The organism is Streptomyces sp. NPDC046379 (genome assembly GCF_055587785.1).
This window is the reverse complement of sequence record NZ_JBVJFP010000019.1, coordinates 95,771-113,437: the sequence shown is the minus strand read 5'-3', so window position 1 is coordinate 113,437 and position 17,667 is coordinate 95,771. Positions and strand designations below refer to the sequence as shown.

The following is a 17,667-nucleotide window of genomic DNA, read 5'->3' as shown; positions in this document are numbered from 1 at the left end:
GCCCGAAACATTTGGGAATGAGGGAAGCTAAAGGCCCGCCGAGCGCAAGGTCAATACCCGTGCACGCACGCCCTGCGCCCGCCGTCCGGCGCCCGCCGGGCGGTCGCGGCGGCCCGCGGCGGCACGGCGGGCATGACGGTCCGTCAGAAGACGTGTGGGGCTGACTGGTTGGCCGCTGCCGTGGTCCGGGCCGGCCGCTGCGGAGCGGGCCGCCCGCCGCACGGAAGGCCGGCGCCGGGATGACGGCCGGGGACCGGGCGCGGCGGCGGGCAAGCGCCCGGCCGGGGAGGCGCGCTTTCGGAAAGCCGCGGCGGACCGCCCGGGCCGGTCAGGCGCCGGTGCGGCGCAGGCCGGTGGGTTCGTCCGGGTGGATCCGCAGGCGCGGCGTGCGGATGAGGCCGCTTTCGACGTCGAAGGTCACCCCCGGCCGGCTTCCGGCCGGCGCGCCGGTTTCTCACCGGCATCCCCCCGCGGCCCCGCCCGAGGGGCCGGCCGGCGGGCGCCGCCCCGCACAGGCGCGGCCGCACGTCGCCTTCTTGGCGACGCCGTGGGCGGAGCCCGCGACGGTGGTGGCCACATGGGCGCCGTGACCGTTGCCGTCCTGCGCGACGCTGTCCCCGTCGACGGGCGGCCCGGTGTCTGCCGGTCCCGCGGTGCCCGGGACCGGCAGACGCGGGGCGCGTCAGGCTCCGGCCGCCCGGGCGAGCAGTTCGTCGGGGGACGCGGTCAGCTCACGGCCGGTCAGGGCGCGCAGCGCCGGGTAGGCGCGGGTGTCCCCGGCGAGGACGCCGCCCAGGACGGTGCGCCCGTCCGCGGCCAGGACGACCTTGGCGTAGGCGCCGGCGCGCCGGTCCTCCCGCACGTACGCGATCGCGCCCTGCGTGCGGGCGTGCGCGTCGCCGAAGCCGGCCGCCGGTGCGCCGGCCAGCTTGAGTTCGGCGGCGTCGTCCGTGCCGTCGAACGCCTCGCCCGGTTCGCCGAGCAGCAGGCCGGCCACGGTGCGGGCCATCCGCAGGCCGGGGGCGGCCAGTCCGTGGCAGCGGCCCGCGACGGCCGCGCACTCGCCGATGGCCCAGATGTGCTCGTCGGCGGTGCGGCACCAGCGGTCCACCAGGAAGCCGCCGCGTTCGCCGCGGGCCAGCCCGAGCGGGGCGGCGAGTTCGTCGCGCGGGCGGATCCCGGCGGCGAAGACGACGAGCGCGGCCTCCAGCACGCTCCCGTCGGCCAGCTCCACCCCGCCGGCGCGGCCGCCGGGGCCGGCGGTGACCGCGCGCACGCCCGTGGAGCAGTGCACGGCCATCCCGAGCCGCTCCAGGGACCGGGCCAGCACCCGGCCGCCCGTCTCGTCGATCTGCTGCGGCATCGGCCACGGGGCGAGCTCGACGACATGGGGCCGCATGCCCAGCCGTTTCAGCCCGTCGGCCGCCTCCAGGCCGAGCAGTCCGCCGCCGACGACCACCGCCGCCCGGCCCGGGCAGGCGGCCCGGCGGATCGCCGCGACGTCCTCCACCGTCCGGTACACGAAGCAGCCGGGCAGGTCGTGGCCGGGCACCGGGGGCACGAACGGCCGCGATCCGGTGGCCAGCACCAGGGCGTCGTAGCCGATCTCGGTGCCGTCGTGGCAGGTGACCGTCCGCCTGCGCGGGTCGGCGCCGGTCACCCGGGCGCCCAGGCGCAGGCTCACCCGGTCCGCGCGCCCGGGGGCGGGCAGGGCCAGGTCGCCGGGCGCGGCGCCGGACAGCAGCGACGACAGCGCCACCCGGTCGTAGGCGGGCCGCGGCTCCTCGCCGAGCACCACGATGCGCCACCGCCCCTCGCGGTCGCGGGCGGTCATCTCCTCCACCAGCCGGTGGCCCGCCATGCCGTGCCCGGCCACCACCAGCGTGCGCGTCGCCGTCACCGCAGCTCCCCCTCCCGCTCGCCGGCGCCCGCGCCGGCGAGGTCCGTGCACAGCGTGCGCACCAGCGAGGCGCAGCTGCCGCAGCCCGTGGTCGCCCGGGTCGCCCGGGTGAGCGCCGCCTCGTCGCGGGCGCCGGCGTGCCAGGCGTCCTCCAGGGCCCTCCTGGTGACGCTGTTGCAGTGGCACACCACCGCGTCCGGCGGGAGCTGCCCGCCGCCCGCGTAGACGCCGTCGCCGCCGGCCAGCAGGGCGAACAGGTCGCCGGGCACGGGAGCGCCGCGCAGATGGAGCCCGCTGACCGCGGCCACCGCACGGGGCGAGCCGATGACGACTCCCTCACGGATCCGGTCCCCGTCCAGGACCAGGCGGGCGTAACGGCCGCGCGCCGGGTCGGCCAGGGCCACGGTCCGCTCCCCGTCCCCCGGCGGCCGGGTCCCGTGCGCCGGCAGGACGACCAGGTCCTTGCCCGGGGTGCGCGGCCGCAGCACCCGCCGCCCGGGCGTGTACGGCCCGCCGCGGCCGGTGAGGAGCAGGGCGAGCGCCTCGGCCTGCTCCCACGCGCCGAGCACCGTGCGGCCGAAGGCGCCCGCGGGTGCCGTGCAGTCGCCGATCGCGTGGATGTGCGGGTCGCCGGTGCGCAGCAGCCCGTCGACGACCACCCCGGCCGCCGGCCCGTCCTCGACCTGGAGACCGCAGGCCCGGGCCAGCCCCGTCTCGGGCACCGTGCCCGTGCACAGCAGTACCGCGCCCGCCGCCAGCACCTGGCCGTCGTCGAGGACGACCTTGCCCGGCCGGTACTCCTCGGCCCGCCGCCCCAGGCGCAGGTCGACGCCCTGCCCGGCCGCCCACCCGGCCAGGACCGCGGAGGCCTCCGCGTCCAGGTAGCGGTCCATCAGGCGGCCGGCGGGGTGGACCAGCACGGTCTCGTGCCCGGCCCGGCGCAGCGCCAGCGCCGTCTCCACGCCGCGCACCGAGCCGCCCAGGACGACGGCGGGCCCGGGCGGCAGCGGGCGGCAGTCGGCCAGGGTGCGCACCGTGCGCACCCCGTCGGCCGGCCGCCCGCACGGCCGGAGCAGGCCCCGCACCCGCGGCAGCCTCGGCCGGGCCCCGGTGGCCAGCACCAGCACCCCGTAGGGCAGCTCGCGGCCGTCGCCGGTGCGCACCGTGCGCGCGGCCCGGTCGACGGCCCTCACCTCCACCCCGGTCAGCCGGCGCACCCGGTCCGGCAGCGCGGGCAGCGCGGTCCGGCCGGCCTCGAGCGTGCCGTCCAGGACGGAGCCGAGCAGGGCCCGGTTGTAGGCGGGCCCCGGCTCGGCCCCGATCACGGTGACGGGGCCGGGGTGGCCGTGGTGGACCAGACGGGCGGCCAGCCGGTGCCCGGCCGGGCCGCCGCCCACGATGACGACGCCGCTCACGGACGCTCACCCGCCGGGGCCACGCGCACCGCGCTCACCTTGAACTCCGGCATCCGGCTGCGCGGGTCGAGCGCGTCGGACGTGAACAGGTTGGCGCGGCCGGCGCCCGGGAAGTGGAACGGCACGAACACCGTGTCGGCCCGCACCGCGCCGGTCACCCGCACCCGCGCCCGCGCCGTGCCGGACACGGAGGACACCTCCGCCAGGTCCCCGTCGGCCAGACCGAAGCGGCGGGCGGTGTCCGGGTGCATCTCCACCACCGCCTCCGGCGCCGCCCCGGCCAGCTCCGCCACCCGCCGGGTCTGCGCGCCCGACTGGTAGTGGGCCAGCACCCGCCCGGTCGTCGCGTACAGCGGGAAGTCGCCGCCGGGCTCGCTCGCCGGCGGCCGGTGTTCCACGGCCGTGAACCGGGCGCGCCCGTCGGGGTGCGCGAACCGGTCCAGGAACGCCCGCGGCGTGCCGGGATGGCCCTCTTCGGGGCAGGGCCAGTGCAGCGCCTCGCCGGCGTCCAGCCGGTCGTAGCTGATGCCGCTGTAGTCCGCGATGCCGCCCGCCGTGGCGCGGCGCAGCTCCTCGAAGACCTCCCGAGGGCGGGTGGGGAAGCGGTGCGCGGGCTGCCCCAGGCGCACGGCGAGCGCCCCCAGCACCTCCAGGTCGCTGCGCACGCCCGGCGGCGGGGCCAGATGGGCGCGCCGGCGCAGCACCCTGCCCTCCAGGCTGGTCATCGTGCCCTCCTCCTCGGCCCACTGCGTCACCGGCAGCACCACGTCGGCCAGCGCGGCCGTCTCCGAGGGCACGAAGTCGGCCACCACCAGCAGGTCCAGCGCGCCCAGGCGTTCGGTCACGTGCCCGGCCCGCGGCGCGGAGACCACCGGGTTGGACCCGAACACCAGCAGGGCCCGCGGCCCGCCGTCCGTGCCCAGGGCGTCCAGCAGCTCGTAGGCGCTGCGGCCCGGCCCGGGCAGCGCGCCGGCGTCCACGCCCCACACCCCGGCCAGGTGCGCGCGGGCGGCCGGGTCGGTCAGCGAGCGGTAGCCGGGCAGCTGGTCGGTCTTCTGGCCCATCTCGCGCCCGCCCTGCCCGTTGCCCTGCCCGGTCAGGGTGCCGTAGCCGCTGCCCGCGCGGCCGGGCAGGCCCAGCGCGAGGGCGAGGTTGATGAACGCCGAGGCCGTGTCGGTGCCCTTGCTGTGCTGCTCCACCCCGCGCCCGGTCAGCACGTAGGCCCTGCGGGTCGCCCCCAGCATCCGCACCGCCGTGCGCAGGTCCTCGGCGGGCACCCCGGTGACCTCCTCCACCCGCTCCGGCCACCAGGCCGCGCACGGCTCCCAGGCCGCGTCGAAGCCGCTGGTGCGCTGCTCGACGTACTCCTTGTCCAGCAGGCCCTCGGCGACGGCCAGGTGCAGCAGGCCCAGCGCCAGGGCCAGGTCGGTGCCGGGCACGGGCTGCAGGTGCAGCGCGGCCAGCTCGGCGGTGCGGGTGCGGCGCGGGTCGACGACGATCAGGTCCGCCCGCTCCAGGTGGCGCATCAGCGGCGGCATCGTCTCGGCCGGGTTGGCCCCGGCCAGCAGCACCACCTCCGCCCCGTCCAGGTCCGAGACCGGGAACGGCAGCCCGCGGTCCAGGCCGAAGGCATGCCCGGCCGCCGCGGCCGCCGACGCCATGCAGAACCGGCCGTTGTAGTCGATCTGGCTGGTGCCCAGGGCGACCCGCGCGAACTTGCCCAGCGTGTAGGCCTTCTCGTTGGTCAGCCCGCCGCCGCCGAACACCGCGACCGCGTCGGCGCCGTGCCGGGCGCGGATGTGCGCCAGCCGCCCGGCCACCAGGTCCAGCGCCTCGTCCCAGCCGGCCGGCGCGAGTTCACCGTCCGCGCCGCGCACCAGCGGCGTCACCAGCCGGTCGGCCACGCCGAGCACGGCGGGCGCCGTCCACCCCTTCTGGCACAGCCCGCCCCGGTTGACGGGGAAGTCCGCCACCGGCTCCACGGACGTCTGCCCCCGCCCGCCCGACAGGACGGTGGCGCACTGCAGGGCGCAGTACGGGCAGTGGGTCGCACTGCGCGACGGCGCGGCCGTGCCCCCGGCCGCCGCGTCCCCGGCCGCCGCGTCCCCGGCCGCAGGGTGTCCGACGGCCGTGTGCTCGGCCGCCGCCTGCCCGCCCACCGTGTGCTCGGCGGCCGTGTCCCCGCCGGTCGCGTGCCCGGCGGCCGTCTGCTCAGCGGACACGGTGACGCACCTGCCCCGGCGCCGGTATGGAACGGTACGGACGGTCCGCGGGCCCGCCGACGGGCCGGACGGCCTGCTTCCGTCCTTTTTCGTCACCGGGGTTCGCGTGCGCGGTCAGCCGCCCGCAGGCGACTCGTTGGCTGATCATCTTCTCCTCGGTTCCCTCCGGGTCGTGCCCCCCGCGGCCCGGCCCGCCAGGCGGCGGCCGCTCCAGTGCGAGCGGGGCGGATCGTACAGCCCGCCAGGTCACGCTACGGCACCGGGCTCGGGCCCGACTCGCCTGCCAGTAGGGCCAGTTGAGCCCGCCCGCACCGCCGCACCGCCCCCGCCCGCACCGCGGCCCCCCAACCCGCCCGCGCCGGCGGGGCCGGGCGCGGCGCCGCCGACGCCCGGGAAGCGATCACCGGCGGCGCACCGGCGGCGGCCCGCCTAGGATGCACAGTCATGTTCCAGGAGACCCCGATCTACACCCGTCTCGTCGCCGAGCGCGGCGACGTCCCCGCCCGTGTCCGGGGCGAGGCCGACCGCATACACCGCGACCTGGCCCGGGTGATGCGCTCCGCGCCGGCTCCCGGCGTCCCCCACGGCGGGCACCTCCCCAGAACCCCGGGCGGCTGACGGCGGGCCCCGGCCGCACGGCCCCGGGAAACCGTCCGCCGGAGCCCGGAGCCCGGAGCCCGGAGCCCGGAGCCCGGAGCCCGGAGCCCGGAGCCCGGAGCCCGGAGCCCGGGCCGCGGGCCGCGGGGCGGGCGTGCCGTGTCCGCCCGCGCGCTTACGATGGAACCGTATGACGGCACTGTGGACGCATCTGCCGGACGCGGGGTGCACGGGCTGCACGGGACCCGGCACGCCGTGCCCCTCACCGGCCGGTCGTCAGCGCCTCCTCGTCACCCAGGTCGCCGACGCCGCCGGTGTCGCCGACATCACCGACCATTCGTCCAGGACGGGCCCATGACCGATCCGTGGAGCGGTGCCCGCAGGATTGCCCGGGCCCACGAACTCTTCCTGCACCACGGCCGCGAACCGACCGATGAGGAGGTCAGGGAGGCGATCCTGGCCTCCTGGCGGCGCTCGCGGTCCCTCGGCGTCAGCCAGCAGCAGCTGGTCGTGCCCCTGGAACCGGACCTCGACACGGACACCCGTCTGGTACGGGCCTGCACCCCGGCCCTGGACGAGCTGAACGACCGCCTCGCGGGCGTCCCGGTCGCCATCCTCGTCACCGACGCCCAGGGCACCATCGTGGCCCGCCGCGGAGACGCCGCCCAGCTGTCCCTGATGGACGACGCCTCCCTGGTCCTGGGGGCCAGCTGCGCCGAGCGGCACATCGGCACCAACAGCATCAGCATGGCGCTGAGCACCCGCGCCCCGTTCGTCGTGGTCGGGCAGGAGCACTTCTTCCACAGCTTCCAGGTCCTGGTCTGCATGGCGGCCCCGGTGCACGACCCCATCAGCGGCGGCGTCGAGGCCGTGCTGAACCTCTCCATCCCCCGTGACGCCGCCCACCCCAGGATGGCCGTCCTGCTCGAGGACGCCGTCCGCCGGGCCGAGCACCGCCTGCTCGAACTGAGCACGGCCCGCGAGCGCGCGCTGGCCGGGCAGTTCCTGGCCACCGACCGGCCCGCGCACACCGTGCTGGACACCCGCCCCGGCGCTGCGGCCGCCTCACCGGAACCGCTGCGCACGCTCAGGGGCGAGGACCGCGCCGCCCTCCTGCACAAGGCCACCGAGATGATCTCCTCGGAAGGCGCCGCCCTCGTGGAGGTGCCGCTGCACGGCGGCGGCACGGCACTGCTGCGCCGCCGCTCCGTGCACCACGGGGAGGCCTACGGCGTCGCCATCGAGGTCAGCCTCAGCCCCGGCCCACCGCACCACCGGACCCACCACCCGCTCCCCGGCCGCGCCGCCCCGGCCCCCGTGCCCCCCATACCCCCCGCGGCCGGACCCCTCGCGCAGCCCTCCGCCGCGGGACCCCCCGCGCAGCCCCCCGCCGCCGCCCGCCCGGCGCCCCCGTCCCTCGCCCTCGCCGCGCCCGGTGGCCCCGCCGGCCAGGACGACCACCGGCTGCTGCTGGTGGGGGAGCCCGGCGTCGGCAAGCTCGCCGTCGCCGCCCGGCAGCGGCTGTCACTGCTCAACGAGACCGGCGCCCGCCTCGTCGAAACCCTGGACGTCCGCCGCATTACCGAGGTGTTCGCCGCCACGCTCGCGCCGCGCCTGGCCGATCTGGTCACCGTCGACCTGGCCGACGGAGTCGTCCGGGGCGCCGAACCGCCCCCCGGCCCCCTGCCGCCGTCCGCCCTCCTGCTGCGCACCGCGGCCCACGCCGGCGCCGTCCCCGCCGCGGGCGCCGCCCCTGCCGCGGGTGCCGCAGGCAGCCGCTTCGGAACGGGCCAGACCTTCGCCTACCCCCCGCACACCCCGCAGGCCCGCTGCCTCGCCCGCGCCCGCACCGTCCTGGAACCGGTCCTGGGCGAGGCCGCCGACGCCGCCCCGGACGACGCGCCGGCCGCCGCCGCCCGCCACCTCGGCCCCGGCGAGCACTGGCTGCTGGCCGTCCCGCTGCGCTACGGCGACCGCGTCCTGGGCATCGCGACCTTCTACCGCGCCGGAAGGGACCGCCCCTTCGAGCAGGACGACATCTCCCTCGCCGAGGAACTGACCGCACGGGCGGCGACCTGCGTGGACAACGGCTGCCGCTACACCCGCGAACGCCTGGCCAGTCTCACCCTCCAGCGCAGCCTCCTGCCCGGCGACATCACCCCCTCCCTCGCCGTGGAGGTCGCCTCCCGCTACCTGCCCGCCGACGACCGCACCGGCGTCGGCGGCGACTGGTTCGACGTGATACCCCTCTCCAGCGCCCGGGTGGCCCTGGTCGTGGGCGACGTCGTCGGACACGGCCTGCACGCCGCCGCGACCATGGGCCGCCTCCGCACGGCCGTGCGCACCCTCGCCGACCTCGACCTCCCGCCCGAAGAGGTCCTCGCCCGCCTCGACGACCTGGTCAGCCGCCTCGCCCCCGACAGCGAGGCCGAGGACCCGGCCAGCGGCGCCACCTGCCTGTACGCCGTCTACGACCCGGTCTCCCGGCAGTGCACCGCCGCCCGCGCCGGCCACCCGCCGCCCGTCCTGACCACCCCCGACGGCGCCACCCGCCTCCTGGACCTGCCCGCCGGCCCCCCGCTGGGCCTGGGCCGCTTCGTCCCCTACGCCTCCGCCACCACGGACATCCCCCCGGGCAGCGTCCTGGCCCTGTACACCGACGGCCTGGTCACCTCCCGCGGACAGGCACGCCCCGGCGACCGCCTCGACGACCTGCTGACCGCGCTCGCCCGCCGCGAGCCCTCCCTGGAACGCGCCTGCGACGACATCACCGCCGCCCTCGCCCCCGACGGCCCGCACGACGACATCGCCCTCCTGCTGGCCCGCACCCGCGTCCTGGCCCCCGACCGGGTGGCCCAGTGGGAACTGCCCCCCGAACCCTCCTCCGTCCGCGAGGCCCGCGCCCTCGTCGACCGCCGCCTCACCCGGTGGGGCCTGGACCACCTCGCCCACGGCACCGCCCTCATCGTCAGCGAACTGGTCACCAACGCCGTCCGCTACGGCGGCTCCGGCCCCGTCCAGCTGCGCCTGCTGCGCGGCGAGTCCCTGGTGTGCGAGGTCACCGACCACAGCAACTCCTCCCCGCGCATACGGCGTGCCGGGGCCTCCGAGGAAGGCGGCCGCGGTCTGTTCCTCGTCGCCCGCTACTCCCACGCCTGGGGCGCCCGCTACCGCACCCGGGGCAAGACGGTCTGGGCCGAACAGCCCCTGCGGGAGTCCCTGCCGCTGTCCCTGGACCCCGGCGCCGAGGAAGACCTTCTGCTCAGCCTCTACGACGACCCCTACGACCGCTGACGGGAACGCGGAAGGGCCGGCACCGCACGGGCGCCGGCCCTTCCGCGTTCCCGTCAGCGCCGGCCCCGAGGCCCTCGGCCAAAGCCCGGGGACCCGCCGTCGCCGTCGGCACGGCGCCCCGCACCCGCGCGCGGCGGCGGACGGCTGGTCGTCTCAAGCGGGGTCGGGGTCGCCGAACCAGCGGCGCAGCGCCTCGTCGAGCCCGGGTCCACCGTCGCCCGCCCAGGCGATGTACCCGTCGGGGCGGACCAGGAGCGCGGCGACCTCGTCGAAGGGGGAGGACAGCGTACCGGCGACGGTGGTGACCCGTCCCTTCCAGCCGGTCGCAGCCTCCCGCACCCCGGGCGCGCCGGCCAGGTCGAGCAGGACGCCCTGCGCCTGGTGCAGCAGTTCGGGGGTGCGGACCGGCCCGTCCGGGGTCTCCAGCGTGCGCGGCGGCAGCCGGCGGCCGGCCAGCGGATGGGCGTCGGGACCGACGTCGTAGCGGATGTCGAGGTGGCTGACCGCACCCGCCAGATGCCGTCTGACCTCCTCCAGGTCGATCAGTTCCGCGTACAGGTCGCGCAGCGCCTGGGAGTCGTCGCCGCCGAAGATGGTCATGCCCTGGGCGCGGGTGTTGGACAGCAGCCGGGCGCCCACGGGGTGGCGTTCGTCGTGGTAGGTGTCCAGCAGGTTCTCGGGCGCCCACCCCCCGACGGTGGCGGCGAGCTTCCAGCCCAGGTTGACCGCGTCCTGGATGCCGGTGCTCATGCCCTGGCCGCCCGCGGGCAGGTGGATGTGCGCGGCGTCGCCGGCGAGCAGCACACGGCCCTTGCGGTACTGGGCGGCCTGGCGGGTGGAGTCGGTGAAGGAGCTGACCCACAGGGCCTCCCCGCCCGAGATGTCCTCGCCGGTCACCCGCTGCCACGCCGCGGCGACTTCGGCGAACCCGGTGCTGCCGTCCCCGTCCTCGGGCGAGGTGCCGTACTCCGAGAGGATGATGCGGGCCACGCCGCCGGGCATCGGGAAGACCTGCACCAGGCCGCCCGGCAGCCGCTCGCCGAGGGGGCGCAGCCGCACCCCGCTGCCCGCCACGTCGGCGAGATGGATGAGCTGGGTCCCGGAGGTGCCGGGGAAGTCGATTCCCGCGGCCTTGCGCACCGCGCTGTGCCCGCCGTCGGCGCCCACCAGGAACAGCCCGCGCAGCCGCTCCCGTCCGCCGCCGGGGGCGGCAACGGTGACCGTGACGCCCTCCTCGTCCTCCTCCAGAGCGAGGAACCTGTGGCCTCTGCGGATGTCGGCGCCCTGTTCGAGCGCCCAGGCCTCCAGGATCGACTCCGTCTGCGACTGCGGGATCCCGCGGGCCCCGAAGTGCGCGTCCTCCAGGACGGTGTAGTCGAACGGGACCCCGCCGAAGTGGCCCATCGGGCTGGTCTCCAGGTCGCCGAAGCGCGGGACGAGCCCGCGCTGGTCCAGCGTCTCCAGGGTGCGGGCGGTGAATCCCAGGGCGCGGGACTGGCCGGTCGGCTGCGCCAGTTCCTCGGCGACGATGACGCTCGCCCCTCCGAGGCGCAGTTCGCCGGCCAGCATCAGTCCGGTGGGGCCCCCTCCGACGACGATGACGTCCGCACTCGATGTCCTGTCCATGTGGGTTTGTCCTCACTGTACGGCAGGGCGGTCATGCTTCTTCTTGTCGTTCTGTGGGATGCGTTGCCCGGGCGGCGGTGCGGCGAGGGCCGGCACGGCGTGGAACAGCAGGCGGGGGCAACGCGGCGCACCGCGCCCTGAACAGGCTGTCTCTTTGTGCCCGTAGTGGACCATTGCGGGCTCAACCCGACCTCGTGTCCGCCTGGAAGGGCGCTGAAAGGCCCTGGTGAAGGGGGAGTCGGACCGCCGGCGGGCGGGCGCCCTCCGGGCCGTGGGCCTCCCGGCCTCCCGGCCGCCCCACGGCGGACCCCGCCCGGCCGCGGGCGGCGGCGGCCACCGCGAGGCGCCGTCCGCCTGCCGTCGGGGCTGCCGCCCCGGAGCCGCCGCCCCGGAGCCGCCGCCGCGACCGGGCTGCGGCGCCCCTTCCCGCGCGCGACGGCCCGGAGCGTTCTCGCGGCCCGCCCCGGCATCGCCCCGCAGGCAAGGCCCGGCCGGCGTCCGCCGGAGGGGCGTCATCCGGTCAATGTGATCCACGTCACTTTCTGCCGACCTTGGTTCGGGAGACGCGCGCGTGTCACTATTCCCGCACGTCTCCCCTGCCTGGAACCTTCTAACGGCAGTGGTTCGAGGTCGTGACCGCCGGTTCGTCCGGGCGGAATCAGGCCATTTGAAGCACTCGACCCCCCCTCCGCCGTGCCCGCAGCCCGGGCGGGCGAGGCCCCGGATCGCGCAGGACCCGCCTCCCCGCGCACCGTGCTGCTCGGCAAGCCGCCGCGTCCCCTTCGCCGGAAGGCGTCCCCGGGCGCCGGCGTCCGGCTCCGAGGAAGAGTCCGCAGCCGAACGACGCCGCCGCACCGGCCGACGCCACCGGGCTCACCGCCTGGTCCGCCGGGAAACGGCGGACCAGGCGGCCTGCCACCAGCTCGACGTCTCCTCTCGCAGAAGTGGATTCCAGATATGCCGAGGCTGTGCAAACCGGCGATGAGCGCGCCGGAACATGTCATCACCGTGGAAGAGACTCTGGAGTTCGCCGAACGGGTGCACGCCGGGAAACCGCAGCTCCCGTTGGCGCTTCGCCTGATCCGGAACACGGGTGTGCGCAAGCGGCACATCGTCCAGCCCATCGAGAAGACGCTCACCCACCCGGGGCTGACCGAACGCAACCGCATCTACGAGCTGGAGTCGAAGAAGCGGGTCCCCGCGGTCGTCGAACAGGCGCTGGCCAACGCCGAGGTGACGGCCCGTGACATCGACGCGATCATCTACGTGTCGTGCACCGGGTTCTTGATGCCGTCGCTGACGGCCTGGCTGATCAACAGGATGGGTTTCCGTTCGGACACCCGGCAGATCCCGATCGCGCAGCTGGGCTGTGCGGCGGGCGGCGCGGCGGTGAACCGGGCGCACGACTTCTGCGCCGCGCATCCGGGCAGCAACGTGCTGATCGTCTCGTGCGAGTTGTGCTCGCTGTGCTATCAGCCCGACGCGGACGACGTGGGTTCGCTGCTGTCGGACGGGCTGTTCGGCGACGCGGTCGCGGCGGCGGTGGTGCGCGGGACCGGGGGAGTGGGGATCGAGCTGGAGCGCAACGCCTCCTACCTCATACCGGGCACGGAGGAGTGGATCTCCTACGACGTGCGCGACACCGGCTTCCACTTCCAGCTGGACCGCCGGGTGCCGGGCACGATGGAGCCGCTCGCGCCGGTGCTGCGGGAGTTCGCCAAGGACCACAGCTGGGACGCGGGCAGGCTCGACTTCTACATCGTCCACGCCGGCGGGCCGCGCATCCTCGACGACCTCGCCAAGTTCCTCGAGGTCGACCGCACCATGTTCCGGCACAGCTGGGCCACGCTGAACGAGTACGGCAACATCGCCAGCGCCGTCGTCCTCGAGGCGGCCCGCCGCCTGTTCGAGGAGGACGCCCCCGCTCCGGGCGCCACCGGCCTGATCGCCGGCTTCGGACCCGGCATCACCGCCGAGATGGCGCTCGGCACCTGGGCCGCCGACGTTCCGCAGCCCGTCGCCTGAGCGCACCCGGCGCCCGTCCCGGAGACCGGGCGGACCCGTCTGCGTCCCGGCGGACCCCTTCCGCCGCGACCGCGCCATCCCCTTGCACGCCGAACCCGGCGAGAACCGGGGCGAACACGTGGTGAACGCCCTGCGCACCGCGGTTCGCACCCACTTCGCCTCGACCCGGTCCCTAGGAGGGACAGCATGATCAAGCACCAGCCGCGCCCGGACAACATCATGCGGCTGATCAACGGCTACTGGGCCACCGGGATCCTCGCCGCCGCAGCCTGCCACGAGATCTTCACCCACCTGGAGAACGGCGCGGGCACGGCCTCCGAGCTGGCCGCCCGCGCCCAGATCTCCGAGCGGGGCGCGCAGGCCCTTCTCGACGGACTCGTCAGCGTGGGCCTGGTCGAGCTGCGCCGGAGCCGGTACCACAACACCGCCGAGGCGTCCGCCTACCTGGTCGAGGGCAGACCCGCCTCCCTCGCCAGCTTCGCCCGGCTCAAGCTGACGCACATGGCCAGCGTGAGAGACCTGGCCGAGGTGGTCCGCGCCGGGGGACCGGTGACCGACCCCGTGGTGGAGGTCGCCAACAACCCTCACTGGGAGGGGATCGTCACGGCCATCGCCGCCCAGTCCGTTCCCGCCGCGACGCTCGCCGCCGAGCTGCTCGGCCTCGCCGGGGCCGGCGAGATCTCCATCCTCGACGTGGGCGGAGGGTCGGGCATCTACTCGGCCACCTGGCTGGAGGCCAACCCGGCTGCCCGCTCCACCCAGATCGACTGGGAGCCGATCAACGCGGTCGCCCGCCGGCTGCTGGCCGAGCGCGGGGTCGCCGACCGCTTCACCTGCGTCAACGGCGACTTCCACACCACCGACTTCGGCGCCGCGCAGTACGACGTCGCCGTGTACTCCCACATCGCCCACCAGGAAGGGCCGGAGAGCAACATCGAGATCTTCGGCAGGCTTCGCCGGGCCCTCAAGCCCGGCGGCACCCTGGTCGTCAACGACTACGTCGTCGACGACGACCGCAGCGGCCCCGCCTTCCCGCTGATCTTCGCCTCCGAAATGCTGCTGAAGAGCAAGAGCGGCAGCACCTGGCGGCGCAGCGACTACCACGAGTGGCTGACCAAGGCCGGGTTCGAGGAGATCCTCTTCCACTCCGCGCCGCCCGGCACCCTGGTCCTCGCCCGGTAGCGGCACATAAGATCCGGGCCGCCCAACTTCCTTTCACCGCAAGGCAGTTATCGACTCCGGCACGGTCGGACGAACAGCTAGCAAAGGAAATCGACCATGGCATCCGTGAACGTATCGATCATCTACTACAGCTCCACCGGCAACGTGCACGCGCTGGCACAGGCCGCGGCCGAGGGCGCCGAGAAGGCCGGCGCGACCGTGCGCCTGCGCAAGGTCCGCGAGCTGGCGCCGCCGGAGGCCGTCAACGCCAACCCGGCATGGGCCCGGCACATGGAGGCCACCGCCGACGTCGCCGAGGCCACCCTGGAGGACCTCAGCTGGGCGGACGCGCTGCTGTTCGGCACCCCCAGCCGTTTCGGCAACGTGGCCAGCCAGCTCAAGGCGTTCATCGACACCGCCGGCGGCCTGTGGCACCAGGGCGGTCTCGCCGACAAGGTCGTCTCGGCGTTCACCGCCAGCGGCACCGCCCACGGCGGCCAGGAGTCCACCATCCTGGCGCTGAGCAACACCTTCTACCACTGGGGCGGCATCATCGTGCCCCCCGGTTACACCGACCCGGTCCAGTACCAGACGGGCAACCCCTACGGCGCCTCGCACGTCACGGGCGTCGGCCCCGCCGCTTCCGGCCCCGACGAGGCCGTCCTGCAGTCGGCCCGGCACCAGGCCCGGCGCGTCGTGGACATCGCCACCGCCCTCAAGGCCGGCCGCTCCGCCTGACGCCGCCACCGCGGGCGGGCGCCCCGCCCTTCGCCGGGCCGGGCGCCCGCCTCGCCACCGCCGCCTGCGCGCCCGCGCGTTCCTCCGCCGTGCGCCGCAGGCGGCGTCCTTTTCTCTGCCCGCGGGAAGCAGGGCCGCCGCGGGGTCCGGGCCCTGGAGGGGAACTCTCATGAACATCACGTTGTGGATCGTCGCCTCGGTGCTGGGCGCGGCCTTCCTGGCCGGCGGCGCCATGAAGCTGGCCCAGCCCAAGGAGAAACTGGCCGCCTCCGGCTGGGACTGGGTCGAGGACTACGACGGCGGCGTCGTCAGGGCCATCGGCGCCCTGGAAGTACTGGCCGGCGTCGGGCTCATCCTGCCCGCCGCCCTCGACGTCGCGCCGGTCCTGACGCCGCTGGCCGCCGCGGGCCTGGCCGTGCTGATGGCGCTGGCGGCCCTCACCCACGTCCGCCGCAAGGAAGGGCAGGGGGCCGCGGTGACCGTGGTCCTGCTCGCCGCCGCCGTCTTCGTGGCGTGGGGCCGCTTCGGACCGCACTCCTTCTGAAACACGCCCCGCCCGCGTCCCCCGCTCCGGCCTCCCGCCCGAGCGAGGCGGCCGCACGACGCCCCCGGGCCTGCCGGGCGCACCCGGCCCAGCACCGGCAGGTTCCTCCCGTCCCGGAGTCCAAGGAGCACTTCTGTGCGTATCGCCGTGACCGGATCGATAGCGACCGACCATCTGATGGTGTTCCCCGGACGTTTCGCCGAGCAGCTGATCGAGGGTCAGCTGGAGCGGGTCTCCCTGTCGTTCCTCGCCGACCGGCTCAAGGTGCACCGCGGCGGCGTCGCCGCCAACATCGCCTTCGGCCTCGGACGGCTGGGCCTGGACCCGCTCCTGGTGGGCGCGGCGGGCATGGACTTCCCCGAGTACGACGCCTGGCTGCGGGCCAACGGCGTCGACACCCGCGCGGTGCGGGTCAGCGAGACCCTGCACACCGCCCGCTTCGTGTGCACCACCGACCAGGACCAGAACCAGATCGCCACCTTCTACGCCGGCGCCATGGCCGAGGCCTCCCGCATCGACCTGGCCGAAACCGCCGCACGCTGCGGCCCGCTCGCCCTCGTCCTGGTCGGCGCCGACGACCCCGCCGCCATGCTGCGGCACACCGCCGCCGCCCACCGCCTGGGCGTCCCCGTGGCCGCCGACCCCTCCCAGCAACTGGCCCGCATCGACCGCGACCAGGCCCGCCGACTGGTCGACGGGGCCACCTGGCTGTTCACCAACGCATACGAGTCCGCGCTGCTGCGCGAACGCACCGGCTGGAGCGAGGACGACCTCCTCGCCCGGGTCGGCACCTGGATCACCACGCTGGGCGCCGACGGGGTGTCACTGGCCCGCGCCGGCGAGCCCCGGCTGCTCGTGCCGGCCGTCCCCGCGGACCCGATCGCCGACCCCACGGGCGCGGGCGACGCCTTCCGGGCCGGCTTCCTCGCCGGCGTGCTGTGGCAGTGGCCGCACGAGCAGGCCGCCCGGCTCGGCTGCGCGCTGGCCGCCACCGTGCTGGAGTCGGTCGGCACCCAGGAGTACAAGCTGCTCGCCGCCGACCTGACCGCGCGCATCGGCCGCGCCTACGGCGACGACACCGCCCGCGCCGTCGAACCCCGACTGGCAGGCGCGCTGTGAACGGCCACGCACGCCACGCGCCTGAACGCCCGGGGCCGCCCGTGACGACGTTCTCCTTCGAGTTCTTCCCCCCGAAGACGGCCAGGGGAGAGCAGACGCTGTGGCGAGCGATCCGGCGGATCGAACCGCTCGGGCCGGACTTCGTCTCCGTCACCTACGGCGCCGGCGGCTCCTCGCGGGACCGGACGGTGGCGGTCACCCGCCGCATCGCCGCCGAGACCACCCTGCGCCCCGTCGCCCACCTGACCGCGGTCGGCCACTCGGTGGCCGAGCTGCGCCACATCATCGGCCAGTACGCGGACGCGGGCATCCGCGACGTCCTGGTGCTGCGCGGCGATCCGCCGGGCGACCCCAAGGGGGCCTGGACGCCGCACCCGCAGGGCCTGCGGTACGCGTACGAGCTGGTCGAACTGGTCCGCTCGCTGGGCGACTTCAGGATCGGGGTGGCCGCGTTCCCCGAGAAGCACCCGCGCTCGGCCGACTGGGAGTCCGACATCCGGCATTTCGTCGCCAAGTGCCGGGCGGGCGCCGACTACGCGATCACGCAGATGTTCTTCCGCGTGGAGGACTACCTGCGGCTGCGTGAACGGGTCGCGGCCGCCGGCTGCGACGTTCCGATCATCCCGGAGATCATGCCGGCCACCGACCACCGGCAGATCGCCCGCTTCGCCGAACTCTCCGACGCGGCCTTCCCCCCGGCCCTTGCCGCGCGCCTGCACGCGGCCCGGGACAGCCCGGCGGACGGCCACCGCATCGGCGTCGAGTACGCGACCGCCATGGCCGAGCGTCTCCTCGCCGAGGGCGCCCCCGGTCTGCACTACATCACCCTCAACAAGTCCACGGCGGCCCTGGACATCCACCGCAACGTCCTGGGGTCGCCGCCGAGCACGGCAACCGCCCCCGTCCGCCCCGCCCCGCCCGGCGTGAAGCCGGGCCCGCCCCGCCCCGGGCAGGCCGCGCGCCTCGGCGTCGGGACGAGGGCCCCTTCAAGCCGGACCACTACCGCTCCCGAGAAAGGCCGGTGAC

General features: G+C 75.9%; 12 protein-coding genes. 8 read left to right on the top strand and 4 right to left on the bottom strand.

All coding sequences use genetic code 11. The features are described from left to right. Positions 1 to 682: 682 nt before the first annotated feature. The 3 genes from ACZ6KF_RS28445 to ACZ6KF_RS28435 are packed head-to-tail and all read right to left on the bottom strand — an operon-like array spanning position 683 to position 5,537. A complete protein-coding gene (locus tag ACZ6KF_RS28445; protein ID WP_356632048.1) occupies positions 683 to 1,900 on the bottom strand; it encodes an FAD-dependent oxidoreductase in 1,218 nt (405 codons plus the stop codon). Beyond that, on the bottom strand, positions 1,897 to 3,315 hold the full coding sequence (locus ACZ6KF_RS28440; RefSeq protein ID WP_469240960.1) for an FAD-dependent oxidoreductase: 1,419 nt from the start codon (positions 3,313 to 3,315) through the stop codon (positions 1,897 to 1,899). The genes ACZ6KF_RS28445 and ACZ6KF_RS28440 overlap by 4 nt, the downstream gene beginning before the upstream one ends. Further along, entirely contained in the window at positions 3,312 to 5,537 is a 2,226-nt protein-coding gene (locus ACZ6KF_RS28435) for a molybdopterin oxidoreductase family protein (protein WP_469178928.1), read from the bottom strand. The genes ACZ6KF_RS28440 and ACZ6KF_RS28435 overlap by 4 nt, the downstream gene beginning before the upstream one ends. A 444-nt stretch (positions 5,538 to 5,981) precedes the next feature. Between ACZ6KF_RS28435 and ACZ6KF_RS28430 the strand changes: the two genes are divergently transcribed. Both ACZ6KF_RS28430 and ACZ6KF_RS28425 read left to right on the top strand, forming a co-directional pair. Then, positions 5,982 to 6,155 carry a hypothetical protein gene (locus tag ACZ6KF_RS28430; protein WP_356632042.1) on the top strand — a complete coding sequence of 58 codons (174 nt, stop codon included), beginning with the start codon at positions 5,982 to 5,984 and terminating at the stop codon, positions 6,153 to 6,155. Positions 6,156 to 6,488: 333 nt separating this feature from the next. Next, on the top strand, positions 6,489 to 9,428 hold the full coding sequence (locus ACZ6KF_RS28425) for a SpoIIE family protein phosphatase (protein ID WP_469240957.1): 2,940 nt from the start codon (positions 6,489 to 6,491) through the stop codon (positions 9,426 to 9,428). A 153-nt stretch (positions 9,429 to 9,581) separates the two neighbouring features. On the opposite strand, the gene ACZ6KF_RS28420 is transcribed toward ACZ6KF_RS28425, so the two are convergent. Continuing rightward, positions 9,582 to 11,054: an FAD-dependent monooxygenase gene (locus ACZ6KF_RS28420; RefSeq protein ID WP_356632036.1), complete on the bottom strand. Its 1,473-nt coding sequence runs from the start codon at positions 11,052 to 11,054 to the stop codon at positions 9,582 to 9,584. A gap of 957 nt (positions 11,055 to 12,011) precedes the next feature. On the opposite strand from ACZ6KF_RS28420, the gene ACZ6KF_RS28415 reads away from it, so the two are divergent. The 6 genes from ACZ6KF_RS28415 to metF all read left to right on the top strand — a co-directional run bounded on the left by ACZ6KF_RS28415 (position 12,012) and on the right by metF (position 17,666). Next, positions 12,012 to 13,079 carry a type III polyketide synthase gene (locus ACZ6KF_RS28415; RefSeq protein ID WP_356632034.1) on the top strand — a complete coding sequence of 356 codons (1,068 nt, stop codon included), beginning with the start codon at positions 12,012 to 12,014 and terminating at the stop codon, positions 13,077 to 13,079. A gap of 186 nt (positions 13,080 to 13,265) precedes the next feature. After that, the gene (locus tag ACZ6KF_RS28410) at positions 13,266 to 14,261 is read left to right on the top strand and encodes a class I SAM-dependent methyltransferase (protein WP_356632032.1); all 996 of its coding nucleotides are present in this window, start codon (positions 13,266 to 13,268) and stop codon (positions 14,259 to 14,261) included. A 96-nt stretch (positions 14,262 to 14,357) separates the two neighbouring features. Further along, positions 14,358 to 14,978, top strand: coding sequence for an NAD(P)H:quinone oxidoreductase (gene wrbA / locus ACZ6KF_RS28405; RefSeq protein WP_356632030.1), 621 nt, complete (start codon positions 14,358 to 14,360; stop codon positions 14,976 to 14,978). Between the two features lie 169 nt (positions 14,979 to 15,147). Further along, entirely contained in the window at positions 15,148 to 15,522 is a 375-nt protein-coding gene (locus tag ACZ6KF_RS28400) for a DoxX family protein (protein ID WP_469159742.1), read from the top strand. A gap of 135 nt (positions 15,523 to 15,657) precedes the next feature. Beyond that, positions 15,658 to 16,641 carry a carbohydrate kinase family protein gene (locus tag ACZ6KF_RS28395; protein ID WP_356632026.1) on the top strand — a complete coding sequence of 328 codons (984 nt, stop codon included), beginning with the start codon at positions 15,658 to 15,660 and terminating at the stop codon, positions 16,639 to 16,641. After that, positions 16,638 to 17,666, top strand: a complete 1,029-nt coding sequence (gene metF / locus ACZ6KF_RS28390) for a methylenetetrahydrofolate reductase [NAD(P)H] (protein WP_469240954.1) — start codon at positions 16,638 to 16,640, stop codon at positions 17,664 to 17,666. The genes ACZ6KF_RS28395 and metF overlap by 4 nt, the downstream gene beginning before the upstream one ends. Position 17,667: the final 1 nt, after the last annotated feature.

Excerpts from the sequence above, each read along its gene's own strand:
- ACZ6KF_RS28415 (WP_356632034.1), top strand. The coding sequence starts at position 12,012 with ATGCCGAGGCTGTGCAAACCGGCGATGAGCGCGCCGGAACATGTCATC.
- ACZ6KF_RS28420 (WP_356632036.1), bottom strand. The coding sequence starts at position 11,054 with ATGGACAGGACATCGAGTGCGGACGTCATCGTCGTCGGAGGGGGCCCC.
- ACZ6KF_RS28430 (WP_356632042.1), top strand. The coding sequence starts at position 5,982 with ATGTTCCAGGAGACCCCGATCTACACCCGTCTCGTCGCCGAGCGCGGC.
- ACZ6KF_RS28400 (WP_469159742.1), top strand. The coding sequence starts at position 15,148 with ATGAACATCACGTTGTGGATCGTCGCCTCGGTGCTGGGCGCGGCCTTC.
- ACZ6KF_RS28425 (WP_469240957.1), top strand. The coding sequence starts at position 6,489 with ATGACCGATCCGTGGAGCGGTGCCCGCAGGATTGCCCGGGCCCACGAA.
- wrbA (WP_356632030.1), top strand. The coding sequence starts at position 14,358 with ATGGCATCCGTGAACGTATCGATCATCTACTACAGCTCCACCGGCAAC.
- ACZ6KF_RS28410 (WP_356632032.1), top strand. The coding sequence starts at position 13,266 with ATGATCAAGCACCAGCCGCGCCCGGACAACATCATGCGGCTGATCAAC.